Genomic DNA, 25,475 nt, shown 5'->3' on the forward strand with positions numbered 1-25,475 from the left:
TTAAGTAAATTAAAAAATATTAATCGCAGAGAGGTTTCGTTTGCTGAAAGGAACTATGATATTTTTAATTGAATAGAGGCTTGGAGTTGGAAGTATAATACATAAGCTTCCCGTTGACTGCGTTTTAGTCTTACTAATGAGGCAAAATTTATTTTGCGAATTAGGGTGGCAACACGTTTATATCGTCCCTTTATCGGGGCGTTTTTTTTATAGAAAAATATTAAATTTTTTTTAAAAAATTCAACTGACTACAGATTACATATATAAATATAAACTGTTATAAACGCTTAATTTACCTAAAATATATATAAATAAAAAATAAAACTACCAGTTTTTTGCTGGTAGTTTTATTTTTTCAATTTTTTATTTTCTTTTTCTTAATAAAGCATACAATAATCCACTTAGTGAGCTTGTTAGAATTATGGATATTTTATTTCCCACTCCTGTTTTTGGATTATTTGTTGATGGACTTTCAATTTTTATTTTGCTTTGATTATCCTTTGTTTTTATTTTTTGTTTAGGTCTTTGAGCTTTTTCTTTGCCTTCTTTTAATTCTTGCCAATAAGCTTTTAAATTAATATTATCTTTTAAATAAATTTCAGAATCTGGATAATAAATTTTATCTCCATCTTTCCAATACAAAAATTTAAATCCTTTTTTCATTGGTTTTGGTAGTTTATATTTTGTATTTCTTTGTCCTTTTATTGCTACATTTCCCAAAACTCCATTTAAATCTCCTCCATCAAGATCAAGATTTATGTTTACAGACATAAATCTTTCCAAATCTTTTTGAGCAAAATTGAAATCTGCAAGAGCCATAGCGTATCTTTTTTTAGCCACGTCAAATTCATCTTTTAATTTACTTGTTTTTTCTTTTTGTCTATCAAGATTTTCTTTTGCCTTATCCAAAGCAATTTGAGCATTTTCTTTTGCCTTTACCTTTTTATTTATTTCTTCTATATTTTCATAACTTTGTGGATTATTTACATCAATATTTTGAGCAATTTCAAAATCAGCCTCAACCTTTGCTAAATTTTCATTTTTCAATTTTAAATTATTTTCGGCATCTTCTTTTGATTTTTTTAAATCTTCAAAAACTTTTTTCATAGCTTTTACTTTTCTATTTGCCTTAGCTAGATTTTCTTTTGCCGTAGAATAACTTTCAAATTCTTGATTTTTTTGTTCTAATAATTCATTTGCTAATTTTAATTCTTCGCTAGCCTCTGCAAGAGCCTTTGCCGCTTCATCTTTTTTAGTTTTTAAATCACTTATATTTTTATTTGTATTTTCTATATTTTGATTTAGCTTATCAGAATTTTCATTTAATTTTTCTATTTCCTTATTTTTAGCGCTTTCTTCTGATTTCTTTTCTTCTAATTGTTTTTGTTTGTCTGTCAAATTATTTTCTAAAGTTTTTCTTCTCTCATTTAAGCTTAAAATTTTATTTTGAAGATTATTTTTTTCTTCTTCTGCTTTTGTTTTTGTATCTTCTAGTGTTTTTATTTCCTTATTTTTATCTTCAAGCTCTTTATTTGTACTAGCTAAATCATTTTCTAGTTTTGTTAATCTTTCTCCGTATTCCTTATTAGAAGCTATGTGATTTGCAATTTCAGTATCAAGCTCATTAATTTCTGCTGTTAAATTATTTATTTCACTTTCTAAGACTTTCTTTTCTTCTTCTAATCTTTGAATTTCCCTTTTATTTGCTTCAAGTTTATCAATTTTTTCTTGATTTTCTTTTTCCTTGTTTCCTATATCTTGATTTATAGCTTGTAGGTCTTCCTTTTCTTTTTCAATTTCAGAATTTTTATCTGAAATTTGTTTTTCTAAAGCATCAATTTCTTTTTTTAGCTTTTCAATTTTTTCCAAATCTTCTTTGCTAGGAGTTTTTATTCCGTTCATTAATTTTTTAAGATTTTCACAATAATCGTTAAATTTTTTTTCGTATTCTTCTATAGATATAGAAGAAGCTTCATTTTCATCTGTATTATTTAATACAAGTGATTGAACAAAACCATGAAGACCTGGTCTAATCGCATATCCTGAAGATTTAGAATCAGCTCTAGAAAACCATTCTCCATACATTAAATCATCAACTAAATTTGTATAGTGCCCTACTTGAGTCCCAAAACCTAGTTTATTGATTTCATCAGGATTCTTTGCTATATATTCATCCATTTGGTTTCTAGTAGAAATACCCTTACCTCTCAAATAATCAAATAATTTCTTTTCTCTATCCCACCATCTAGACAAGGCAGATTCAGCTGTAGGTGGTCCCCAAGCTAAATTTTCAAAAGGTGGTTGATGAATTACTGCGTGTTCGACTTTATTAGCTGAATAATTCGCATTTGCTTGGGCAACTGCCATATCAAAATCGCTGATTTTTAGAACACTTAATGGTCTTCTATCAATTCCACGATCATTTTGTCTTTTATCATTAACAACTTTTAAAGCTTCAATAGCTTTTTTCATATTTTCAAGACTTCTAGAATCATCAGATGACATATTTTTATTTGCAGCCAAATACTCTTGACCAATTTCTTTAGCCCTATCATTGTTTGGAAGTTTTGTAAATACCTCAACAGCCTTTGTTGAACCATTTTGTTCAAAAAATCCTACAGATCCTTTGTCCCATTGGTCTTTTGCTTTTTGTTTTTCTTCTTCGCTTACAGTCTTCAAAGATTCTTCTAATTTTTTTAGTTCTTCTTTTTTGCTGTTAAGATTTTTTTCAAGCTCTGTTTTTTCGTCAGTTTTTCCCTTAATAGAATTTTCTTTTTTAGTTTTTTCATTATTAAGATTTTCTATATTTTCCTTTTCTTCATCTATTGTTTTTTGTAGATTTTCATTTTCTTTGGAAAGATTTTCTATCTTGGTATTATCTGCATTCAGCTTATTTTCTTTTTTAGTTTTGCTTTCTTCTTTTTGTGATTTTTCCTTATTTAAATCATCAAGTTTTTTACTAAATTCTTCATTTTCTTTTTTTAAATCTTCAATGTCTTTTTGAAGTTGTGATATTTTATCTTCAATAGATTTTTTATCTGATTCTGATGTTTTAAGATTTGCTTCGATTTCTTTAAGTTTTTGTTCTTTTTCTCCTAACTTATTTTGTAAATCTTTATAGCTTTGGCTATCTTCGCTTACTTCTCCAATAGATTTTTTTATTTCATCTATTTCGTTTGATAGATTCTTTTCTTCATCTTTTATCTTAGCCAATTCTTCATTTGCTTTATCAAGGTCATTTTTCAAATTTTCTTGGTCTTTATTCAGTGAAGCTAATTTTTCTTCTTCTTGTTTTAGGCTTTCACTTTTTTCATCCAAATCTTTTTGAGCTTGGCTTTCTTTTTCTTCTGCTTCTTTTTTCTTATTTTCGGCATCTTTTAAACTTTCTTCAGCATTTGGATTTTTTTCTTTTTCTTTTTCAAAGTCAGCACTAGCCTTCTTTTCTTCTTCATCTGCCTTATCAAGCTCTTCCTTTGCCTTATTTGTTTTTTCTTCTTTTTCTTTTAAATCTTTTTCGGCACTTTCTTTTTCATTTTTTGCATTTTCTAAATCTTTTTCTTTTTGGGATTTATAATCTTCTACTGTTGAATCCAAATCTTCTTTTGCTTTTTTATTTTCTTCTTCCAAATTTTTATTTTCTTTTTCAAGATTTTTTTCTTCTTCTTTGGAATTTTCATAATCTTTTTGGCTTTGTTCTAGATTTTTTTCTTCTTTGTCAAGATTATCTTTTGCCTTATCGTAATTTTCTTTTGCTTGTTCGTAAGTTTTTGCCTTTGTGTCTTTTTCTCCAGAAGGATTTTCAATTGTAGAATCTTTATAAACGCTTTCATCAGCTATAGCCTTATTTGCTCCATTAATTATAAATGTGCTTGAAAGAGCCATTATCAAAGCTATTTTTTGTATATTTTTCTTTTTCATTTTACTTGCGAAAAAATCGCAGACCTCCTTTTAAAATATTTTAATTTCTTTTATTATTATATCAGATTACAGCAATAAAATAAATTATTTTGTATAAAAATAAACTTTTTACAATAAATTTTTCAACAAGTCCTTGTCCAAAATATAAATTTCTCTCCCCTTTATTTTTATTATATTTTCATCTGCCATATTTGATAATTCTCTCGAAAGGGATGGTCGTGTTGTTGCTAGAAAATATGCTAGTTCTTCTCTCGTTTGATCTAAAATAATTTTGCCATCATTTTCTTCTATCAATAAATAATTTCCTATTTTTTGTCTTAGGGTAAATTGGTTGGTTATTTGATTTTTTTGACTTAAAATAAGACATTTTTTGCTAATTAAATCTATATAATTTATCAAAAATGATTTTGGCATAGTTTCATTAATTAATTTTCTAAATTCTTTTATCACTAATAATTTTGATTTTTTTTGAACATAGGCTGAAAAATCGTAAGGCTCTTTTAGGTAAGCATAAACTTCTCCAAAAATTGCTTTTTGATTAAATGTTTGAATTATAGATCTTTTGCCATTTGCATCGAATTTTGCGACTAGAATTGAACCTTCTATTAAAAAATATAAATCTTCTTTTATTTCGCCTTGATTAAAAATATATGAATCTTTTTCATAAATTTTTTCTTCAATTTTTATTTTTTCTTGTAAAATTTTTAAATCTTTTTCTGATAAATTTTTAAAAATTGGTATTTGTCTTAAATTCATTTTCCACCTCTACTAAAATTATATCTTTTATTAAATTTTTTCAAATTAAAAAGCGATGAATTTTTTTCTTCATCGCTATTTGCTTATAAAAATTTATTTCTTTTTGTATTAAAATCTAAATTTGATTCAAAAATTTCATCAATTTTTATCTTATTTTCTTTTGCTAATGGCTCAATTTTTTCTAAATCTTCCTTATTGTATAGATAAACTGATACTCCACAAGCATGGCTAGCCTGTCTTGGCGTTGGCGCAAGGGTTGCTTTTATTTTTTCTTTTCTTAAAATTTCTAAAAGCTCTGTCGCAATCATTGCATTTTCTACTAAAATAAAATATTTCATTAGTCAAGCATTTCTATAAATGCACCAATTCTTGTTTTTAATTGTTCTGCATCTTCGTCTGTGTAGTCTGTTTCTATTCCAATGCAAGGAATATTTTCTTCTTTTAATCTTTTTTCTACAAAATATCCTTCTGTATCATAAATATTACAGAATTTAAGGTTGATGTCGATTACTCCATCGGCATTGTATTCGTGATATAGTCTGATTATATCGTCAATTCTTGATGTATTTGGTGTAAAGCAAGCACAATTTATACTTCCCAAATATCTTTGTGCAAGATTTTTAACTTCTGTATCCAAATCGCCCTTTGTTTCGTCTACTGGATTTTCTATATATCTAATTCCTGTGCACAATTCTTCGCCAACAACTGCTCCACCGTTTGTTTCGATTATTTGATGAAGTTTCCAGTTTGGAATTGAAAGTGGAGTTCCTGTAAGAAGAATTCTTTTTGTTCCTTTTTTAAATACTGATACATTTTCTTTAACTCTTTTGTCAAGTTCATCGCAAAGTTCATTTACTTTTTGTGTAAATCTTACTGGATCATCGAAAAATGAAATTTGTGTAATTAAAAGTGTATCTCTTCCTGAAATTGGAACATTATCTAATTTTCTAAAATCGTATAGTCTTTGCATTGCACGTCTTTTGTTATTTATCATTACAATTGCATCGTGCAAGCTTTCTGCTGTTACTTTATTTCCTGTTAATTCTTCTAATTTATCAATATATAATTTGATTTCTTTTTCCCATTTTTGGAAATCTTCGTCCCTTTTCATTTGTGGAATATCCATTATATACATTGGGGCATCTTCTGCCAAAATTTCCCAAGCTTTTTTCTTGCCATCGCAAGTTGTTTCTCCAACAAATAAATCTGCTATTCTAAAAAATGGACAAGTTCTATCAAATCTTGCACCAAGTGATGCTTTTATCAAAGGACAAGTTGCTGTTGGCAATTTTTTCTCTCCACCCGGAACCCAAAATTGTGAGCCTGAGCAAAGTCCTGTAGAAATTCCATTTGCTGCCCAAACAACTTCTTCTGGAACATGGATACAAAAACTTCCTATAACTTTTTGTCCATTTTTTTGAGCCTCAATCAATTCAGCAGGTCTTACTCCGTGAATGTCTGCTGTAACTGCATTAAAATAATCCATTTTTTCTGGTCTGTTTTCTTGTGATAAAAAAACATCCCCAAAAGCTTGTGGTAAAACTTCGCACAATAAATCGTGCTTATCAAGATCCATACTCAAATCGTCCCACATTTTATGATTTTTATCCATTTTATATCTCCTCATAAGTTAAAATTTTATCTGCCTCATAGATACAATTTTTGAAAGTAAAATCTGGATTTTTTGATTTACTTATTTTATAATTTTCGTAAACTTTTTTGTCGATAATATCGCTTATAGCAAATGGACAAGTTGCTTTTATAATTTTTCTTTTTATGTTTTTCTTTTTATATTTGGATTTTATCTCTAATAAAAAAGAAATCCTATCATCTAAGTTTTTAATAAATCTTATGTAAAATTCTAATTTATAAAGCAAAGTCCCACTAATATCACTTTCTTGTAAATCTTTTAATATCTGATTAATTTTTTCGATTTTTTTAAGACTTTCAAAATATATTTTTTCATCAAAATTTCTATTGTCCAAATTTTCAAGAAAATTTTTTAAATCTTTCTCATAAACAATTTTTTTGTCAGTATTTTTTTCCAAATACTCATTAAATTTCTTGCAATAATCATCAAGAACAAAAAATTTTGAAGAATATATCAAGGGGCATTTTTTAGTTTTTAGATAGGCAATTGTAGAATTAATTGGATCACATACATTTTCTAATTTGTAGTAATCAAATATATAGCTATCAAGTCCAATAATTGGGTAAACAATAAAACCATAAGAGATCAAGAGAGCATCAAACTTATCTGAAAAAACTCCAACTACATTGTCATTTTCCATTTTTGCATAAATTGCATCCACATAGGCTTCTCTTCTCAAATCTTCTAGTTTTATCTTCATAAAATAGCAGCTCCAATCGCTCCCGCAAATCTGCCATCGGGATGGCTTTTAACACTACTGTTAAGTTTTTCTTCCAAAGCTTTCATTATGTATTCATTATTTGAAAAACCACCAGTAAGAAAATATCCATCAGTATCAGATTTTTTTTGAGCAAGTTTTGAAACTTTTGAAACAATAGAATTTATAACTCCACTTGCAATATCTTCTCTTTTTGTTCCTTTGCCCATCAAAGAAACAACTTCAGATTCTGCAAAAACTGTGCAAGTTGAAGAAAGTTCTATGTCCTTGCCTTTCTTTGCCATTTGAAAAAATTCTTTCAAATCAAGACCAAGCCTGTTTGCCATAACTTCCAAAAATTTCCCAGTTCCAGCCGAACACTTATCATTCATCAAAAAATCCACAACCCTATCTTCGTTTTGGACAATTATTTTTGTATCTTGTCCGCCAATGTCGATTATAGTTCTATCTTTTGAGCCCAAAAAATGTGCGCCCTTGCCGTGGGCAGTAATTTCTGTAATAATTTTATCAGCAAAATCTACGGCAATTCTACCATAACCTGTAGCTGTGATACGACTTTCTTTTCTTTCATATCCCAAATCTTCTAGATTTTTGATTATTTTTCTGCCAGTTTCTTTGCTATTCCATCCGCTGCTTATAACTTCTTTATAAAGTATTTCATTTTTTTCATTATTTAGGACAACATACTTACTAGCTGTTGATCCAATATCTATACCAATATAATACATATTACCTCTCTACATTTATGATAACATACAAGAAAACTTTTTCCAAATTTGATTTAAAAAATTTTCCAAAATATTTAATTAAATTTTAATTTCAAAATAAAAAATTCCCCAAAAAAATTTTTAAATTTTGGGGAAATATTTTTAAATGTATATAAATTTATTTTTTCTTTTTATGCAGTAATTATTTCCAAATCTTTTTCTACATTTGTAATTGGTGAAATATTAAAATTTTCTACCAAGAAATTCACAACTGTTTCTGACAAAAATGCTGGAAGAGTTGGTCCAAGATGAATATTTTTCACTCCTAGACTTAATAAAGCTAATAAAACTATTACAGCTTTTTGCTCATACCATGCTATATTAAATTCAAGTGGCAAATCATTTACTGATTCAAGTCCAAAGGCATCTTGTAATAAGAGTGCAGTTTTTACCAAAGAATATGAATCGTTACATTGACCAGCATCTAAAACTCTTGGAATTCCATTTATATCTCCAAGATTTAATTTGTTGTACCTATATTTTGCACAACCTGCTGTCAAAATTACATAATCTTTTGGCAATTTTTCAGCAAATTCTGTGTAATATGATCTGCCCTTAAATCTTCCATCACATCCTGCCATTACAACAAATTTTTTAATATTTCCAGCCTTAATTTCTTTTACTACATCTTCTGCAAGTGCTTCTACTTGGTTGTGAGCAAAGCCTCCAACAATTTTTGTATTTTCTAAATTTTCTGGAGCCTTGCAAGATTTTGCCATCTCAATAATTTGAGAGAAATCTTTTTTGCCATTTTCATCAGCTTTTATGTGTTTTGCACCAGGATATCCTGCATTTCCTGTTGTAAATAACCTATCAAGATAGTCATTATCTTTTTTAAGTGGAACTATACAGTTTGTTGTCATAAAAATTGGTCCATTGAATTTTTGAAATTCTTCATTTTGACTCCACCAAGAATTTCCATAATTGCCGTGGAAGTGGTCATATTTTTTGAATTTTGGATAATAATTTGCTGGAAGCATTTCTGAGTGGGTATAAATATCTACACCAGAATCTTTTGTTTGTTCAAGCAACATTTCCATATCGTTAAGGTCGTGACCTGAAATTAAAATCGCAGGATTATCTCCAGCAGAAAAATCTACTTCTGTAATTTCTGGATTGCCAAATTTTTCTGTGTTTGCCTTATCCAAAAGCTCCATTGCCATAAGACCATGTTTTCCAGTTTCCATTGTTAAATTTATTAAATCATTAATATCTTTATCATCTTTTAAAGTTTTTTCCAAAGTTTGGGCGATAAATTTATCAACCTCTTCATTTCTATAGCCCAAAACATTTGCGTGATGATTATAAGCTGCCATTCCTTTTAAGCCATAAGTTACAAGTTCAACCAAAGACCTTTCATCTTCGTTAATTATATTTAAAACTCCAACTTCAATAGCTTTTCTTTTTAGCTCATCCCTATCATCACTTGTATAATTTGCTACATCAGATAAATTTTCAAGTTTATTTTCTTTTATCAATTTATCCTTAGCCTTTATAGTTTCTTCTACCTTTCTTAAAATATCTTCCTCATCAAAATTTGCATTTGTAATTGTTACAAACATATTATTTGAAATTAAATCGTAATATTTAGAATCAACTTCTCCAATTTTATTTACAACCTCACTAAGTCCTTTTGTAACATAAATTAATAAATCTTGGCTGTTGGCAGTATTTTCATTTTTCCCACAAACACCAACTTTAGTACAACCCTTGTTGCCGGCTGTTTCTTGACATTGAAAACAAAACATAATAAAATCCTTTCTTTTTTTTATCTTACTTACATTCTTATAATACAAAATAAAAAATATTTAATCGGTAACTTATGTTACAAGAAGAAAATTTTTTAAATCGAATCTCATTTTAAAATAAAATTTATTTTTTGAATAAATTGCTATCTCTATTATAATTAGACTATGAAAAGAAAAGGAGTAATTATGAAAAAAATTATTGCAGTTGATATAGATGGTACTTTGTTAAATTCGAAAAGGCAGATTACTGAAAAAACTAAGAATGCTTTGATTAAGGCGCAAGAGCTTGGTCATATTGTTGTTATTGCATCTGGGCGTGATCCTCTTGGGGTTTATCCTTTTGCGGATATTTTGGAATTTGAAAAATATGGTGGGCTTATTTCTAATTTTAATGGCGGAAGAATTACTAATTATAAAACAAAGGATGTAATTATTAATCATCCTATGGATTTTGACCTTGCAAAAGAAATTTTGCAATTTAGCGAAAAAAATCTTTCTATGCATTATATTATTTACACTGAGGACAAAATTATTACAAGTTCTTCTAAAACTTACAAGCTTGAGGAAATTTGTCAAAAAGCCTTTACTCATTATGAAGTCATTGATGATTTGGCTTATAGTTTGGATTTTGCTCCTAATAAAATTTTATTTTCTCAAGATCCTAACTTGATTGATGATGATGCAAAAAAATTGATGGATAAATTTTCTAATAAAACCACTCAGGTAAAATCTACTCCTTATTTTTATGAAATTATGCCAAAGGGAATTGGCAAGGGAGAAAGTCTTGTTGAAATCGCTAAATATTTTGATATGGAAATGAAAGATGTGATTGCTTTTGGCGATGAGGAGAACGATCAAACCATGATTGAGATGGCAGGCCTTGGTGTGGTTATGGAAAATGGCGCTAATTTTATGAAAGAAAAAGCTGATTTTATTACAAAATCAAATGATGATGATGGAATTGCTTACTATTTGGAAAAATTTGTTTTTAATGAAAAATAATTAAAATTTTTGATTTTTTATTTGATTTGGGTATATTTTAATTGAGATATTTCGAAATATATAAGGAGGAAATATGATAATAGGAATACCAAAAGAGATTAAGGACCAAGAATCTAGAGTTGCAACTGTGCCTGGCGCTGTTGCGGAATTAGTTAAAGCTGGTCATGAAGTTTTAATTGAAAATAATGCTGGTTTAAACTCTGGTATTACAAATAAAGATTATGAAGATGTTGGTGCAAAAATTGTCGATTCAGCAAAAGACGTTTGGGAAAAATCTGATATTGTCTACAAGGTAAAGGAGCCTTTAAAAGAAGAATATAAATATTTAAGAGAAGGTTTGATTTTATATACTTATCTCCACCTTGCAAGTAATGAAGAATTAACAAAAGAATTAGTCGATAAAAAAGTTACAGGCATAGCTTATGAAACTTTAAAACTTGATAACAAATTACCACTTCTAGCTCCTATGAGTGAAATTGCTGGAAGAATGGCGGTTCAGGAAGGCGCAAGATATTTAACAAAGCCTGAAGGCGGAAGAGGAATTTTACTTCAAGGAGTTCCAGGAGTAAGACCTGCTCACGTTGTAATTGTTGGAGCTGGTACTGTTGGAGCTGGTGCTGTAAGAATTGCTGTAGGAATGGGCGCAAGAGTTACAGTTTTGGATGTAAATATTGACGCTTTAAGTAGATTACAAGATATTTTCCCAGATAAAATAGAAACACTCTATTCAAATCCTATAAATATTGAAGATTCTGTTAAAGATGCAGATTTAGTAATCTCAACAGTTTTAATTCCAGGAAGACGTGCTCCTCAACTTATAAAAGAAGATATGGTAAAACAAATGAAAGATGGCTCAGTAATAGTTGACGTTGCAATCGACCAAGGTGGTTCAACAGATATTACAAAAGGACATCCAACAAGCCACACCGATCCAGTTTTTGTAAAACACGGAGTAATTCATTATGCTGTTGCTAATATTCCAGGAGCAGTTGCTATGACATCAACTTATGCCCTATCAAACGCAACAACAAAATATATAAAAACAATAGCAAATCTTGGACTAAAAAATGCCTGCGAAAAATCTCCAGAAATAATTTCTGCAGTTAATACTTACGATGGATATGTTACAAACGAAGGAATAGCAGAAGATAACGGCTACGAATATAAAGAATTAAATATAAAATAGAAATTAAAAAGGGACTGTTTGAAAATGAAATAATCATTTCAAACAGTCCCTTTCTTATTCACAAAATATAATTTTATTTCACTAAGCACACTAATCAAAATCAAAAAAACAATTTGGATTCCAACTAAAATCAAAACAATTTTATCATTCAAATCATATTTGTAAAAAACAAACAAGGTCATAACCATACTAATTATCCCAAAAATCAAAGACAATTTGCTAGCATAAAGATTTCCAATTTCCCAATTTTTTTCATTTTTCATAGAAAGCCTAGTCCTAAAACCAGACCACCTTGATATTTTTTTATAAGCCTTGTTCTTTAAGAAAAAATACATAAAAAAGAAAGAAATAGGAATAATCAAACATACAAAAAATAAAAACATACCACCCTCCAAGTTTTATTACTTTACTTATACCCAAACTTAAAAAATATTCTTAATTATTGCTGATTTTTTACTTAAAATTTAAAAATAATTTATTAGTTCTTAATAAATTATTTTTTCATGTGATTTTTATTTGATAATCCCATATAATCAAAAAAATTGCCCTCTTTACTGATTTTAGTCAGTTAAGAGGGTTCCTTTTAAAATTTTTTCTTTATTATTTTTCCCAAATATTATCTGGGTATAATCCTTGGTCGAACATTTTTTGGAAGGATTTTTGTGCTGGGACTAGGTCTTCTTTGTAAGTTATTCCTATCCACTTGTCATTTGTTGGAAGAATTGTTACATCTGCTTTATTTTCTTTTATTAGCTCTCCTATCATTTCTGGAAGAACGTATTCGCATGAATCTAAATTTTCTTTATTTTTTTCTAGATATTTTATAAAATAATCTTCGCTCATATCAATAAATTCTGGGAATGATGCCCAAAGGTTCATTGATACTGTTGTTTCTAGATTAAGTATATCGCTATCTAGATTTTCTTTGCTTGATATTTTTCCATCTTTTTCTAATTTTATTTCGTGAGTTTCTATTATGTCTACTAGTTTATTTTCTTCGTTTCCTATAGATACTCCTCTTGTAACGGCTCCCTTGTCTGATAGGGTGTTTTTTAATTTATATCCTGCCATAGCTATTTGTAGCTTGTCGTCGATTTTTTTATCGCTTGTTACAAGAAATTCGTGTAGGGAATCAAACACACCTTTTCCATAATAATCGTCTGCGTTTATTATTAAAAATGGTTCTTTTACTATATTTTTTGTAGATAGTAATGCATCAACTGTTCCCCATGGTTTTTTTCTGTCTTTTGGACTTTCAAATCCTTTTGGCAAATCCATATCTTGGTAAGCGTATTCTACTTCTACTATTTTTTCAATTCTATTTCCAATTATTTCTTTAAAGTCTTGTTCTATATCTTTTCTAATTATAAAAACAACCTTATTAAATCCAGCTTTTATTGCATCATAAATTGAATAATCTATTATGGTATAACCGTTGTCATCCATTTTTGCAAGCTGTTTTATTCCTTGTCCATATCTTGAGCCAATTCCCGCAGCAAGAACTACTAGTGTTGTATTCATTATTACTCCTTTTCTTCATAACCGTTAGGATTTTGTGATTGCCATCTCCATGAATCCTCGCACATCTCATCAATGCCTTTTTCTGCTTTCCATCCTAATACTTCGTAAGCTTTACTTGCATCTGCAAAACATTTTGCTATATCGCCTTCTCGTCTTTCTACAATTTTATAGGAAATTTTCTTGCCACAAGCTTTTTCAAATGCTTTTAAAACTTCAAGGACAGAATATCCATTGCCTGTTGCTAGATTTATAATTGAAACTCCTTCTAGCTTATCAATTTTGTCTACAGAAAGCACATGGCCTTTTGCAAGATCTACTACATGAATGTAATCTCTAACTCCTGTTCCATCAACTGTATCATAATCATCTCCAAAAACTCTCAAATAGTCAAGTTTTCCTACAGCAACTTGGGCGATGTATGGCAAAAGATTGTTTGGAATTCCTTGTGGATCTTCTCCAATTTTTCCTGATTCGTGCGCTCCTATTGGATTAAAATATCTTAATAGAACAACTTTCCATTCAGGATCTGATTTTTGTAAATCTGTCATAATTTGTTCCATCATAGATTTAGTCCATCCATATGGATTTGTGCAAATTCCTTTTGGAAAATCTTCAGTAATTGGAACTTTTTCTGGATCTCCATAAACTGTTGCTGATGATGAAAATATTATATTTTTGCAAGAATATTTTCTCATAATCTTTAATAAGGACAAAGTTCCACTTATATTGTTATGATAATATTCTAGAGGTTTTTTCACTGATTCTCCTACAGCTTTCAAAGCTGCGCAGTGGATTACTACATCTATATTTTCTTTTTCAAAAACTTCGCTTAATTTTTTTTCATCAAGTATATCAGCTTCATAAAAAATTATATTTTTGCCAGTAATTTCCTCTACTCTTTTTACAGAAATTTTTGATGAGTTTGTTAAATTATCATATACTATAACCTTGTAATTTTTATTTAATAATTCAACTGCTACATGGCTTCCAATATAACCTGCTCCACCGGTTATCAATACATTTTTCATTTAAAATCTCCTTATAGAAGAATATTTTTTTGACTTTCTTTATCAAAGAAATGCATTTTTTCTTCGTCTAGGTATATTTTTATTTCCTTATTCTTTTCCAATAAATTTTCAACGCTCAAAGCGCAAGTAATTTTTTCTTCTTTGCACTTAATATAAGCATATTGTTGAGCTCCTAATAATTCTACAAAATCAACTTTTCCTATTAATGTTGAATTAGTTTTTCTAAATCCATCATATATATGCTCAGGTCTAATTCCACAAACAATATCTTTTGATAAATATCCTAAATCTTGAAGTTTTAATGCTTTTTCTTGACTAATATGGAATTTTACATTTTCATTTTCCATATAATAATCATCATCTTCTTTTATTATTTTACCACTTATTAAATTCATTTGTGGGGAACCAATGAAAGTTGCTACAAATAGATTTTCTGGTTTTGAATAAACGTTTATAGGAGTATCTACTTGTTGGATAACTCCGTTATTCATAATAACAATTCTATCTGCCATAGTCATTGCTTCTGTTTGATCGTGGGTTACATATATAAATGTTGTTGCAAGTTGCTCGTGAAGTTTTGATATTTCTGCTCTAGTTTGCACTCTAAGTTTTGCATCCAAGTTACTAAGAGGCTCGTCCATCAAAAATACTTGAGGATTTCTTACAATCGCACGACCTAAGGCTACTCTTTGTCTTTGACCACCAGAAAGAGCTGCTGGCTTTCTATCAAGATATTGTTCTAGTCCCAAAACTTCTGCTGCCGCTTTTACTTTTCTATTTATATCTTCTTTTGGAACTTTTGCAATTTTTAAAGCGTAGCTCATATTATCTTTTACAGTCATTTGTGGATAAAGAGCATAATTTTGAAATACCATTGCTATATCTCTATCTTTTGGTTCAATATCATTTACTAACCTATCTCCAATATATAGCTTTCCTTTTGATATTTCTTCAAGTCCTGCAACCATTCTAAGAGTTGTAGATTTTCCACAACCAGATGGCCCAACAAAAACAATAAACTCTTCATCTTTTATTTCTAAATTAAAGTCATTTACAGCAGTAAATTTATTATCATATATTTTATAAATATGCTCGAATTTTAATCCAGCCATATCAAACCTCCTTAAACATGTCTTCTATTATATAAAAACAAAACTAAAAGCATAAGCGCTAGTGAAACAAATTGAATTAAAAGTGGGCCATAGCCTGCTTTTCTATGTCCTACAAATTGCAAAATAACTCCAAGAACAAATATTATAAAAAGTACAATATTATTTAATTTTTCTTTTTTGTAATAATCCATATTTACTCCTCAAACCAGATAATTTCGCCTGCATCAATTTCTATTTCGTGCGCATTTTTATCTCCATCATAAACAATAGATTTTACTTTTTCATTTGAATTGTTTATTACACAATATTTAGAAATTTCAGGATAAGCAGTTACTTCTAGCCTAATGTCTTTAGCAAAATATTTTTCTAAAATATCTTCCTTATGAGAAACATAGTGAATAGCTCTTTTTAACAATCTTGTATTTTCTAAACTATAGGAAAGGCCCATAGCATAAAAACTTCTTCCTTTACCATAATCATTTGCTGCCATATAGACTTCATTATTTTCATATTTTAATATTTGAGTCTTTTCATTTATCGCATAAACATTTGGTTTTTCTTCACCATATTTATATTCTTTTAAATCTTTTGTTATAAAATGATCTTTAGTTTCTTGTGTAAAATATCTATCAAATCCTTGTGAAAATCCTTTTTCAACATCAACTCCCAATACATCTGCAAGTTGGAAAAATCTTCCTTGATGTTGGTAAGCACTTGGCTCTCCTATTCCAATAAAACCTCCGCCTTCATAAACAAATTTTCTAATATTTGCAAGGACTTCTGGATCTAAGAAATTTTCTCCACCAGAAAATGCAGTATAAGCATCTCCAGCATTAATTATTACATCAATGTCCTTATCAATTCCTTTTTTTACATCTTCAAAATTAATAAATTTAACATCCATGTCCATACCAGAAAGTGCTTCAATTATTCCACTGTATGAATAAGCTAATTTAAACCATTTTCCATGAGCTACAACATAAGCTCCCCAAGTTCTTATAGATCCCCAAGAATTTAAAATTGCAACTTTACAAGCCTTATAAGGTTTTGCCTTTGATGAAATATCATAAATTTCTCTAAATTCATCTGCAACTTTTGTTATATAATCTATAAATTTTGGAAATTTGTAAGCAAGAGATAAGTATCCGCCATATCCAATCCTATCAAGAGGATTTCTCAATAAAGCACGTCTTGCCTTTACCCAATTATCTTTTGCTTCAATTGATGGGTCATTTCCTTCATAAAATTCATCTGGGAAAAAGTATGGTAAAAATCTTCCCTCTGTCATAGGAACATCTATGTCTGAAATTATTCTTAAAGTTGCTCCATCTCCGACTGAGCCAACCACTCCATCAAGTCCTATATTTTTAAAATATTTTCCATAAGGCTCTGTTCCAATCCAATGATCTCCCAAAAACATTATTGCTTTTTTACCATATTTATGAACAAGATCAACTAATTTTTTTGCCTTATTAGAAACAAATCTTTGTTGAAAATCAATGTAATCTAAATATTTTTTGCTTGGTATCCTGTAATTACTATTATAAAAACCTTGGTCAACAAAATCTTCACTTGTTAATCTATAACCATATTCTTTTTCAAAGGCAATCATAGCCTCTGGGGAAACACTGTTTGAATATCCAAACCAATCTACATATTTTTCCTTAGCATCTTCATTAAAGAAAAGTGAAAATTGATAGAAGAATGTAGTAAATCTTACTACATTTGTTTTTGGATTTTCTTGTAACCATTTTTCTAAATTTTTTTCTACAAATTCGCTAGATTTTTCATATCTAACATCAAAAGGAATATGATGAGCAACTTCATCTCCCCAATCATTTGTTATGTGATTGTACATTTGAACTGGATCCCAAATTCCATAAGCCAAAAAGTTTACTGTATAAACATGATAAGGAATTGTTTTTACACTAACTATATCTTTTTCTTTATCAATTTCCCAATTTGAAGGATCAACTACTTCGCCTGTGCTTCTATCATAAACTTGCCACCACTTTTTTGGATCATAATCATAATCAGCTATTAATTGTTTTTTGTAATAGCCTTTTAGAAAATCTATTTTTGTAATATCGCTAGTTGCTGTTACAAAATCACTTATCAAGAAAAATCTAGATCTTTCAAAAGGAACAGTTTCTGCAAATTCGTTGTGACCACGAGTTGGAAAGAAGTTTGTATATATGTCAACTCCTTCTATATCTTTAATCTCATCTGGAAGATATGTTCCATCAGAATCTCTTATTGCATCTGCTCCAAGCTTTTCAAGCATCTCGCAAGTTTCATCATAAAAATTATCTTCACTTGGAAGAGTCAATCTTCCTCTTTTTTTATCTATCATCCCTTATCTCCTCCTACCATCATTCCTTCAGTAAGTTGTTTTTGAACTAAAATATAAATTATTAATGTTGGTATCATTACAATTACTAGACCTGCGTAAAGTCTTCCATAATTTGCTGCTCCTCTTGCTGCTTGTTGAAGATTTATTAATCCAACTGGCAAGGTTCTTTTTGATGGATCAGTCATAAGAGTTAGGGCTAAAATATATTCATTCCAAAACATCAAAAAATTAAACAAAATAACTGTAATAACTGCTGGCCTTGCCATAGGTATCATTATATCCATCATAGTTCTATAATAACCAGCCCCATCAATATAAGCTGCCTCTTCATAAGATTTAGAAATTGATGAGAAAAAGTTTGTCAAAAGATAAACTGTAAATGGAACTGCTGTTGACGCATATATTAATGCAAGGACAAATCTATTATTTAATAAAGCTAATGGAATAGATTTTGAAACATCTCTTAACATCAAAAATATTGGTATAACGATGTATGACAAGTTTATAAATAAACCTGCTTTTATATATGAAGTTACGAATCTTCTTCCTTTAAATTGCATTCTTGCTAAAATATATGAAAATGGAAGTGATATAAGCAAAAGCAAAGCCAAAGCAATTGCTGTAACTATCAAAGAATTTAAAAAATAATCTCCCATATTAGCAGCGGCCCACGCATCTTTAAAGTTATTTAAGTAAAAACTCATAGGCAAGGCCCAAGGGTTGCCATAAAATTCTGGATTTGTTTTTATTGATGCCATAAAAACCCAAAAAACTGGGACTAAAATTGATAAGGCAAAAATAACCAAACACAAATAAATAAATATATTAAAAAGTTTTGATTTTTTCTTCATTTTTTTCTCCTAGTATTGCATGATATCTCTTTTTGTCAATCTATGAATTATTGCTGAAAGAATAAAAGAGAATAAGAACACGACAACACCAATAGCAAGTCCATAACCAAAAGATGAATTGGTGTAGGCTTGTTCATATTGATAATTTAATAGGGTAAGACTTGCACCATCAGGTCCTCCGCCTGTCAAAGCTTTTATAATTTGGAAAGCTATGTTAATATTTGAAATTACATAAAATGTTAATGTAGTTCTAATTGTTTGCCATGTAAGTGGTAAGGTAATATCAAAAAATTGACGAATTTTTCCAGCTCCATCGAGGTTTGCTGCCTCATATAAATGTTCAGGAATTTGACTCATGGTTGACATATACATTACCATATAATATCCAATCGCTTGCCAAATCATTGCAAAGCCAATTGAATAAACAACATACATCCTATCTCCTAAAAAAGGAACATTAGTATGATTACCATTAAATAATCTCATAAATCCATTTATAAGACCTTGATCCATTCCATAAATTGCTGCAAAAATTGATGCAATAACTGCTATAGAAAGAATGTTTGGTATATAAAATATAATCCTAAAGAAATTTTGGCCTGCTATTTTTTCTCTTGATAAAATTGATGCGAAAATAATTGCCAAAAACATAGTTACAATTGTAACTATTACTATTAAAAATATTGTATTTTGAAAAGACCTAATAAAATTACTATCAGAAAATAATAATTTAAAATTAGCTAGACCAACAAAAGTTTTATTTCCAGATAAGCCCCCCGTTTTAAACAAAGACTCATAAAATACATTTATGGTAGGATAAACCATAAAGATAGTATAAAGTATCAATGAAGGTAATAATCCGAATACTATAAATCTTTTTTTCTCCTTACTATTTCTCATAATATCTCCTTATAAAAAAAGGGCTGTTGCAAATTTTTTAATGGCAACAACCCAATATTTCTAATTATTTTTCAGCTTTTACAGCTTCTGATATTTTTTGTGCTGCAGATACTACATCTTTTTGCCAATCTTTTACAGATTTATCTTTATTTGCTACTGAGTTTATAGCATCAAATAATTCTTTTGACATATCTACACCTTCAACTGCTGGAGCTGCTGCCCATCCACCTAGAGCTGCTTTTACATCATCGCCATAGATTGAATAGAATAATTTTTGATTTTCATCAGTTATCATATTTTCAACATCGTTGATTGGTTGAACTGCTCCACCGTTTTCTATAAACGCTTTTGCTGCTTCGTCTGAGTACAAGTAAGCAAGAAATTCTTTAGCAAGTTCTGGTTCTTTTGCAGTTTGTGTTATAAATATTTGTTCAAACCAAGAATATGCATATCTTTCGCCGTCTTTCATTGAAGGAAGTGGCATAAAGCCCCATTCAAATCCATCAGCAACGCCTTTTGCATCTTTCATTTCTTCAACTACCCAAGTTCCGTTTGGCATAAATAATGCTTCGTTTTTCATAACTTGTAGTTGGTTTTGTGTAAATGATTCGTTGTTAGCTTGAGCTACTGTATTTGGATTTAAGTATTCCAAAATTTTTCCTACTGTTTCAAAATATGGTGTAGCTTCATTTTCCCAAGCTTTTGCATCGTAGTTCATCAACTTATCAAATAATTCATTTCCACCAATGTTGTAGAACATTGCAAATGAGAATGTGTCAAAATATCCTGTTGTAGGATATGTAAATAATGAAATTTTATCTTTTTTAGCTTCTTCACCAAGTGCTAAGAATTCATCCATTGTTTTTGGAAGTTCATATTTTCCGCCACCATCTTTAAACATTGCTTTGTTATACCAAAGTCCTGTTGGTGAATAGAATAATGGAGCAAGGTATGTTTTGCCGTCGCCGTAAGGATTTGTTACAGCAGTATCTGTAAATCCTGGAATTATTTTTTCTCCTACAGTTTTTTCTTCTCCTGGAACTTTTTTGTCCAAAACATCGCTTATATCCATAAGCATTTTTTCTTTAATCATTGTTTCTGTAAGACCTGATTCTTGTCCAATATTATTATAAATTACGTCAGGAGCATTTCCTGCTTGGATTTCTGGTCTTATTACTTCGTGAATATTTTTTTCAAATTTTGCTTCTACTTTTGCGCCTGTCTTTTTTTCAAAGTTAGCTATAACTTTTTTCCAGCCTTTTGTTCCATATCCGCCGTCAAGACCTGCTAGTGTTAATGTCTTACCTTCGAAAGCCTTTTCAGAATTATCTGAACTTTTTTCAGTTTCTGATGACTTGTTTGACGCTGCATTATTGCTAGTATCGTTTGCTTTATTATTTCCACAAGATGTAAGTGCAAATACTGCTAACAATGCCACCAAAGTTGTTTTCCATTTTTTCATATTTTCCTCCTCGTATATGGTAATTACCTATATTGTTATTATAATTAATAACTTTCAAAAAGTCAAGAATTTTTAGAAACATTTTCAAGGCTTATAACGTGAAAATACTTTCAATTTTTTCTTTTAAAAATACCGTTTTCTAGGAAATAATTTCAAAATTTATTTTTTTATTTTAAATTTGAGTAAAAAAATAGAGTTCGATAAATAAACTAATCTTTTTTTATCAAACTCTTGTGTTTTTTATAAATCATAGAATCCTTTTTCATATTTTTTTAAAGAAGATTTATATAAAAAAATTATAGAAATTATTATTAAGCTTATTACAAATAAAAATCCCAAGTAAATATTTGTAATATTATAAATTAAATACGCAAAAACTCCTACTATTGTCATTGTTATTCCACTAATTACATAATAGCCTATGTTTTGTGATGAGCCTTTTGTAAGATCTCTTTCTTTTTGCCAATGAATGTTGACTGAATTTGCATCCATCAAAAGTCCCAAAAAAGATGAAAGAAGACTTTCAAGTGTAAAGCCCAAAAATATCGCTAGGCTTACGGGGATATTTATTTTAATTATAAATTTCACTACCAAACAAAAGAAAATATTTATAATTAAATTTACAAAATTTATTGATAGGGCTCTTCCCAAAATATTTTCTTTTGGGCTTATTGGCAAGGTTAGGGTTTGGTACAAGCTTTCTCCTTCTCTTGAAAGGGAAGAATTTATTGCCAAGTCGTTTGCTGATATAAAAAATCTAAAAGCAAATGCTCCAAGAATTATAAATAAATATATTTCTACATTTGAAAAATCAAGTTTTTTTATAAAATCAAACATTTCAATTGTCCCAAATCCCCATATACATGTAAAAATAATCACAGATGAAATAATTGGAAACAAATATACCGGACTTTTTATAATAGTTTTAAAATCTTTTTTAAAAATTGCTATTATAACCGATGATTTTTTGCTTGATATTTTTATATTTTTCTTGTGAATTTTTCTTTTTTCATTTCCTAACAGAGAATCAAAATATATTTTTGATGCAAGCTTTGCCAAAATATATAGGATTAAAAAAGTGTATATATAAAGAAGGAAATCATAAACAATAAAATCTATTCCACTTCCTCCTAAACTTTTTCCATAAATTCTTGTATGGAAAAATAAAAGTGACAACTTATCTTTATGAGCAAGAAAAAATTTTGTTACTAGCTTAATTATATTTTCGTCGCCATTTTTCCTATAAGAATAAAAATATATAAATCCCAAAATCAAAAGCAAAAATCCGTATCCAATAAATTTCAAACTGGTTTTGTAAAATCTTATGTTTGAATACCTCATAATTACCATTATAAAAATAGAAATTATGGCAACTGATGTTACAAATATTGGAAATGAATTTATTATCAAGCCAAAAAATTTAATAAAGGAAAATCCCATATTAAATAAATAAACCAAAATCATCAAAATATAAAAATAAAATATTTCAAATTTGGATAAGACTATGGCAAGAAATTTTGACAAATAAATTTCTTCATCTTTTATTGGCATAGTCATCAAAATATTTGTGTCCTTGCTTTTTGAATAATCAGAAATCAAATCAACCGCCGATAAAATTATTGTAAAAATACTTATGATTAGACTGGCAGATAAAAAATAGGAATATTCATCATTTTTACTTAAATACGAAAACGCCAACAAGGAAAATGTTGCAAGTCCCATAACAGTATAAAATCCATACATCAAAAGTATGTATAAAATCCTCAGTGTATAATCATTTGGAAGGCCATAAACTTTTGTTCCTGGCAAATATTGGGCGATTTCTTCCTTAAAATTTTTCCTAAAAAGAATTTTTAATCTTTTATTTTTCATCTGTAAGCTCCAAAAATAATTCTTCTAGGGATTTATTTTCATTAAGATTTGCTCTCATTTCTGAAAGCGAACCTACTGCTACAATTTTTCCTTTGGAAATTATAGCAAGTCTATCACAAATATTTTCTGCAACTTCCATTATATGAGTTGAAAAGAAAACCATCTTACCCTCATCTTTTCTTTCTTTCATTATTTTTTTAAGATTAAAAGAAGATTTTGGATCAAGACCAACCATTGGCTCATCTAAAATCAGAAGATCTGGATTATGGATAAGAGATGCAATTATGGCAAGTTTTTGCTTCATTCCATGAGAATAAGAAGAAATTAAATCAGCCATAGCCTCTCTTATATCAAAATAATCAAGATAGGTATTGAGCCTTTCATCTCTAGTTTTTTCATCAATTCCATAAATATCTGCCACAAAATTTATGTATTCAACTCCTGTAAATTTATCAAATAAATCCGGATTATCGGCAAGATAGGAAAATTTATTTTTGTATGAAATAGGATCATCTTCTAATTTTAATCCATCAATACTTATATCTCCTTTTGTTTTTTTGATAAGACCTACAATTGCCTTTATAGTTGTAGATTTTCCAGCACCATTTGGCCCCAAAAATCCAAAAATTTCTCCATTTTTCACTTCAAAAGAAATATCATCAACGGCAAGCTTGCCATTATTGTATTTTTTTGTAAAATTTTTAACTTCTAACATAAAATCTCCTTTATCTTAAAGCCTATAAAATATTTACCCAACTTCCAAACAAAAAAATCTCACAGAATTTTCCGTGAGATTTTTAAAAATTTATTTAATTTGCGTCACCAATTTTAACAACTGGCTTTTCGTATTCGCCGTGAACCTTTACAGGATCAACTGTTAGACGAGCAATATTGAAGGCGTGGTCTCCAATTCTTTCTACTGTTGATGCAATATCGACAAAAACTGAACTTGCAACTGTAGATAATTTTTCGCCTTCGGTAAGTCTTCTATAATGAGATCTTCTTAAATTTTGTTCTAATAAATCCAAGTTTGCCTCATCTTCTCTAAGTGTTTCGTACAAGGCTGAATCTTCAGATTCAAAAACTTCAATGGCATTTACATAGTTATGAATTACAAGCTCATAAATACTATTTAAATCAGCCAAGGCCTCATCATTATATTTTTCTCCCGCTTCATTTATTTCATCAAAATATTCTCCAAGATTTTGAGCAAGGTCTGAAACTCTTTCTACATTTATTTGCACTTGCAAATAATTGTGTATATCAGCCTCAAGCTCGCTAACTAAATTTGATTTTGAAATATCTAAGATATATTTTTGAATTTTTGTATCCATTTCATTTACCAAAGCCTCAGCTTGATTGGCAGTTGATAAATCATTTTTATCTCTTGAATTTAAATATTTTTGAGTTGATTTTATAGTTTCAAGAGCAATTTTACTTTCTTTTATGATGGCAGTTTTTGCTTGATCAAGAGCAGCTGCTGGGAATGTATTTATTAGACTTTCTTCAAGCTCAATATCTGAAACGTCAGAGAAAATTGAATCTTTGCCAGGAATAATTTTATGAAGTATTGTTGATACTTGCTTAATAATTGGAACAAATAAAATCATACCCACAAAGTTAAATGAAAAATGTCCCAAGGCAATAGTCATCATTGGATTTAAGGAAAATTTATCAGAAACAAAAGAAATAAATCCTCCATAAGGTACTAATAATACCAAAAATATTGCCGAAATTATAACATTAAACAAAACATGGAATAAGCTTGTTCTTTTTGCAGACAAAGAGCCACCCAAAGATGCAAGAATTCCAGTTATACAAGTTCCAATATTTGCTCCAAATAAAAATCCTAAAGAAAGATTTAATCCAATAGCTCCAGACGCATACAAAGATTGAACAATACCAATAAAAGCAGATGAAGATTGGATAATAGCAGTAAGAACTGCTCCAACCAAAACAGCAATTATAGGATTTTTGCCAAGATTTGTAACTATATCTTCAAAGCCTGGAATATTTTTAAGCTCAGCAAGGCTATCTCCCATCATTTTTAGACCAATAAATAAAAGTCCAAAACCAATTAAAATTTCTCCAATATATTTGCCCTTTCTCTTTTTTGAAAATAAAAAAACAATAACTCCAATAAGGCAAATAAAATAAGATAAATAATCTAAATTAAAACCAATCAAAACAGCTGTAACAGTTGTACCAATATTAGCACCCAAAATTACACCGATTGCTTGCTCAAGGCTCATCACACCTGCCCTAACAAAAGAAATAGCTATAACGGTAGTTGCTGATGATGATTGAATTAATCCCGTAATAACAATTCCAACTAGAACTCCCTTAATAGGATTTGACGTATACTTTTCTACATATCCCCTAAGTTTTGGTCCAGCAAAATTTGTAAGAGAATCCCCCATCAAATTAATACCGAACAAAAATATTGCAAGTCCCCCTGCAATAAGGTTCCATTGCAAAGACGATAAAGTCGATAATTGCATAATTCCTCCAAATAATTTTTTTAAGATAAAAGATTTTTCAAAAATCTCACCTAGTTATAATATTATCATAAAAAATATAAAACAACAATTGAAAAATAAATATTTCAAACAAAAAAACAAATTAAAATC

Annotated in this window: 21 protein-coding genes and 1 other annotated feature (1 of these 22 cut by a window edge); of the genes, 2 read left to right on the top strand and 19 right to left on the bottom strand. The window is 29.1% G+C overall.

Features of this window, described 5'->3' with window-relative positions:
* Positions 1-193, top strand: a binding site (T-box leader) (it extends 17 nt beyond the left edge of the window).
* 170 nt (positions 194-363) lie between these two features.
* The 7 genes from HMPREF3045_RS05670 to hcp all read right to left on the bottom strand — a co-directional run bounded on the left by HMPREF3045_RS05670 (position 364) and on the right by hcp (position 9,558).
* Positions 364-3,918, bottom strand: a complete 3,555-nt coding sequence (locus HMPREF3045_RS05670; RefSeq protein WP_070737767.1) for a coiled-coil domain-containing protein — start codon at positions 3,916-3,918, stop codon at positions 364-366.
* Between the two features lie 108 nt (positions 3,919-4,026).
* Entirely contained in the window at positions 4,027-4,674 is a 648-nt protein-coding gene (locus tag HMPREF3045_RS05675; RefSeq protein ID WP_070737770.1) for a Crp/Fnr family transcriptional regulator, read from the bottom strand.
* Between the two features lie 83 nt (positions 4,675-4,757).
* On the bottom strand, positions 4,758-5,012 hold the full coding sequence (locus tag HMPREF3045_RS05680; RefSeq protein WP_070641077.1) for a putative Se/S carrier protein: 255 nt from the start codon (positions 5,010-5,012) through the stop codon (positions 4,758-4,760).
* On the bottom strand, positions 5,012-6,286 hold the full coding sequence (locus tag HMPREF3045_RS05685) for a double-cubane-cluster-containing anaerobic reductase (RefSeq protein ID WP_039920570.1): 1,275 nt from the start codon (positions 6,284-6,286) through the stop codon (positions 5,012-5,014). Before HMPREF3045_RS05685 ends, HMPREF3045_RS05680 begins: the two co-directional genes overlap by 1 nt.
* 1 nt (position 6,287) lies before the next feature.
* The gene (locus tag HMPREF3045_RS05690; RefSeq protein WP_070737772.1) at positions 6,288-7,025 is read right to left on the bottom strand and encodes a hypothetical protein; all 738 of its coding nucleotides are present in this window, start codon (positions 7,023-7,025) and stop codon (positions 6,288-6,290) included.
* On the bottom strand, positions 7,022-7,771 hold the full coding sequence (locus HMPREF3045_RS05695; RefSeq protein ID WP_070737776.1) for an acyl-CoA dehydratase activase: 750 nt from the start codon (positions 7,769-7,771) through the stop codon (positions 7,022-7,024). The genes HMPREF3045_RS05690 and HMPREF3045_RS05695 overlap by 4 nt, the downstream gene beginning before the upstream one ends.
* A 170-nt stretch (positions 7,772-7,941) precedes the next feature.
* A complete protein-coding gene (gene hcp, locus HMPREF3045_RS05700) occupies positions 7,942-9,558 on the bottom strand; it encodes a hydroxylamine reductase (RefSeq protein WP_070737779.1) in 1,617 nt (538 codons plus the stop codon).
* Between the two features lie 186 nt (positions 9,559-9,744).
* Here hcp and HMPREF3045_RS05705 point away from each other — a divergent pair, with 186 nt between their 5' ends.
* Entirely contained in the window at positions 9,745-10,560 is an 816-nt protein-coding gene (locus tag HMPREF3045_RS05705) for a Cof-type HAD-IIB family hydrolase (RefSeq protein WP_070737782.1), read from the top strand.
* A 73-nt stretch (positions 10,561-10,633) separates the two neighbouring features.
* Positions 10,634-11,746, top strand: a complete 1,113-nt coding sequence (ald, locus tag HMPREF3045_RS05710) for an alanine dehydrogenase (protein WP_019118421.1) — start codon at positions 10,634-10,636, stop codon at positions 11,744-11,746.
* Positions 11,747-11,784: 38 nt separating this feature from the next.
* Here ald and HMPREF3045_RS05715 read toward each other — a convergent pair whose 3' ends face one another.
* The 12 genes from HMPREF3045_RS05715 to HMPREF3045_RS05770 form a co-directional block, all read right to left on the bottom strand.
* Positions 11,785-12,129, bottom strand: coding sequence for an SdpI family protein (locus HMPREF3045_RS05715; protein ID WP_070737785.1), 345 nt, complete (start codon positions 12,127-12,129; stop codon positions 11,785-11,787).
* Positions 12,130-12,346: 217 nt separating this feature from the next.
* Positions 12,347-13,267 carry a nucleotidyltransferase family protein gene (locus tag HMPREF3045_RS05720; RefSeq protein ID WP_070737787.1) on the bottom strand — a complete coding sequence of 307 codons (921 nt, stop codon included), beginning with the start codon at positions 13,265-13,267 and terminating at the stop codon, positions 12,347-12,349.
* Between the two features lie 2 nt (positions 13,268-13,269).
* Entirely contained in the window at positions 13,270-14,295 is a 1,026-nt protein-coding gene (gene galE, locus HMPREF3045_RS05725) for a UDP-glucose 4-epimerase GalE (protein WP_004839236.1), read from the bottom strand.
* A gap of 11 nt (positions 14,296-14,306) precedes the next feature.
* Positions 14,307-15,407, bottom strand: coding sequence for an ABC transporter ATP-binding protein (locus HMPREF3045_RS05730; RefSeq protein ID WP_070737790.1), 1,101 nt, complete (start codon positions 15,405-15,407; stop codon positions 14,307-14,309).
* Positions 15,408-15,418: 11 nt separating this feature from the next.
* Positions 15,419-15,598: a DUF6903 family protein gene (locus tag HMPREF3045_RS05735; RefSeq protein WP_004839238.1), complete on the bottom strand. Its 180-nt coding sequence runs from the start codon at positions 15,596-15,598 to the stop codon at positions 15,419-15,421.
* Between the two features lie 2 nt (positions 15,599-15,600).
* Complete coding sequence (gene gnpA, locus HMPREF3045_RS05740; RefSeq protein ID WP_070737793.1) at positions 15,601-17,760, bottom strand: 1,3-beta-galactosyl-N-acetylhexosamine phosphorylase; 2,160 nt, start codon at positions 17,758-17,760, stop codon at positions 15,601-15,603.
* Entirely contained in the window at positions 17,757-18,611 is an 855-nt protein-coding gene (locus HMPREF3045_RS05745; RefSeq protein ID WP_019118438.1) for a carbohydrate ABC transporter permease, read from the bottom strand. Before HMPREF3045_RS05745 ends, gnpA begins: the two co-directional genes overlap by 4 nt.
* Before the next feature lie 9 nt (positions 18,612-18,620).
* Positions 18,621-19,511 carry a carbohydrate ABC transporter permease gene (locus tag HMPREF3045_RS05750; protein ID WP_070737796.1) on the bottom strand — a complete coding sequence of 297 codons (891 nt, stop codon included), beginning with the start codon at positions 19,509-19,511 and terminating at the stop codon, positions 18,621-18,623.
* Between the two features lie 64 nt (positions 19,512-19,575).
* The gene (locus HMPREF3045_RS05755; RefSeq protein WP_070737799.1) at positions 19,576-20,973 is read right to left on the bottom strand and encodes a carbohydrate ABC transporter substrate-binding protein; all 1,398 of its coding nucleotides are present in this window, start codon (positions 20,971-20,973) and stop codon (positions 19,576-19,578) included.
* A gap of 240 nt (positions 20,974-21,213) precedes the next feature.
* Positions 21,214-22,845, bottom strand: a complete 1,632-nt coding sequence (locus HMPREF3045_RS05760) for a hypothetical protein (RefSeq protein ID WP_070737802.1) — start codon at positions 22,843-22,845, stop codon at positions 21,214-21,216.
* Entirely contained in the window at positions 22,835-23,560 is a 726-nt protein-coding gene (locus HMPREF3045_RS05765) for an ABC transporter ATP-binding protein (protein WP_070737805.1), read from the bottom strand. The genes HMPREF3045_RS05760 and HMPREF3045_RS05765 overlap by 11 nt, the downstream gene beginning before the upstream one ends.
* Before the next feature lie 94 nt (positions 23,561-23,654).
* The gene (locus HMPREF3045_RS05770; RefSeq protein WP_070737808.1) at positions 23,655-25,346 is read right to left on the bottom strand and encodes a Na/Pi cotransporter family protein; all 1,692 of its coding nucleotides are present in this window, start codon (positions 25,344-25,346) and stop codon (positions 23,655-23,657) included.
* Positions 25,347-25,475: the final 129 nt, after the last annotated feature.

The organism is Anaerococcus sp. HMSC075B03 (assembly GCF_001815585.1).
In the GTDB taxonomy this organism is placed as follows: domain Bacteria; phylum Bacillota; class Clostridia; order Tissierellales; family Peptoniphilaceae; genus Anaerococcus; species Anaerococcus vaginalis.

Coding starts and splice junctions, on each gene's coding strand:
- HMPREF3045_RS05670 (WP_070737767.1), bottom strand. CDS start 3,918: ATGAAAAAGAAAAATATACAAAAAATAGCTTTGATAATGGCTCTTTCA.
- HMPREF3045_RS05675 (WP_070737770.1), bottom strand. CDS start 4,674: ATGAATTTAAGACAAATACCAATTTTTAAAAATTTATCAGAAAAAGAT.
- HMPREF3045_RS05680 (WP_070641077.1), bottom strand. CDS start 5,012: ATGAAATATTTTATTTTAGTAGAAAATGCAATGATTGCGACAGAGCTT.
- HMPREF3045_RS05685 (WP_039920570.1), bottom strand. CDS start 6,286: ATGGATAAAAATCATAAAATGTGGGACGATTTGAGTATGGATCTTGAT.
- HMPREF3045_RS05690 (WP_070737772.1), bottom strand. CDS start 7,025: ATGAAGATAAAACTAGAAGATTTGAGAAGAGAAGCCTATGTGGATGCA.
- HMPREF3045_RS05695 (WP_070737776.1), bottom strand. CDS start 7,771: ATGTATTATATTGGTATAGATATTGGATCAACAGCTAGTAAGTATGTT.
- hcp (WP_070737779.1), bottom strand. CDS start 9,558: ATGTTTTGTTTTCAATGTCAAGAAACAGCCGGCAACAAGGGTTGTACT.
- HMPREF3045_RS05705 (WP_070737782.1), top strand. CDS start 9,745: ATGAAAAAAATTATTGCAGTTGATATAGATGGTACTTTGTTAAATTCG.
- ald (WP_019118421.1), top strand. CDS start 10,634: ATGATAATAGGAATACCAAAAGAGATTAAGGACCAAGAATCTAGAGTT.
- HMPREF3045_RS05715 (WP_070737785.1), bottom strand. CDS start 12,129: ATGTTTTTATTTTTTGTATGTTTGATTATTCCTATTTCTTTCTTTTTT.
- HMPREF3045_RS05720 (WP_070737787.1), bottom strand. CDS start 13,267: ATGAATACAACACTAGTAGTTCTTGCTGCGGGAATTGGCTCAAGATAT.
- galE (WP_004839236.1), bottom strand. CDS start 14,295: ATGAAAAATGTATTGATAACCGGTGGAGCAGGTTATATTGGAAGCCAT.
- HMPREF3045_RS05730 (WP_070737790.1), bottom strand. CDS start 15,407: ATGGCTGGATTAAAATTCGAGCATATTTATAAAATATATGATAATAAA.
- HMPREF3045_RS05735 (WP_004839238.1), bottom strand. CDS start 15,598: ATGGATTATTACAAAAAAGAAAAATTAAATAATATTGTACTTTTTATA.
- gnpA (WP_070737793.1), bottom strand. CDS start 17,760: ATGATAGATAAAAAAAGAGGAAGATTGACTCTTCCAAGTGAAGATAAT.
- HMPREF3045_RS05745 (WP_019118438.1), bottom strand. CDS start 18,611: ATGAAGAAAAAATCAAAACTTTTTAATATATTTATTTATTTGTGTTTG.
- HMPREF3045_RS05750 (WP_070737796.1), bottom strand. CDS start 19,511: ATGAGAAATAGTAAGGAGAAAAAAAGATTTATAGTATTCGGATTATTA.
- HMPREF3045_RS05755 (WP_070737799.1), bottom strand. CDS start 20,973: ATGAAAAAATGGAAAACAACTTTGGTGGCATTGTTAGCAGTATTTGCA.
- HMPREF3045_RS05760 (WP_070737802.1), bottom strand. CDS start 22,845: ATGAAAAATAAAAGATTAAAAATTCTTTTTAGGAAAAATTTTAAGGAA.
- HMPREF3045_RS05765 (WP_070737805.1), bottom strand. CDS start 23,560: ATGTTAGAAGTTAAAAATTTTACAAAAAAATACAATAATGGCAAGCTT.
- HMPREF3045_RS05770 (WP_070737808.1), bottom strand. CDS start 25,346: ATGCAATTATCGACTTTATCGTCTTTGCAATGGAACCTTATTGCAGGG.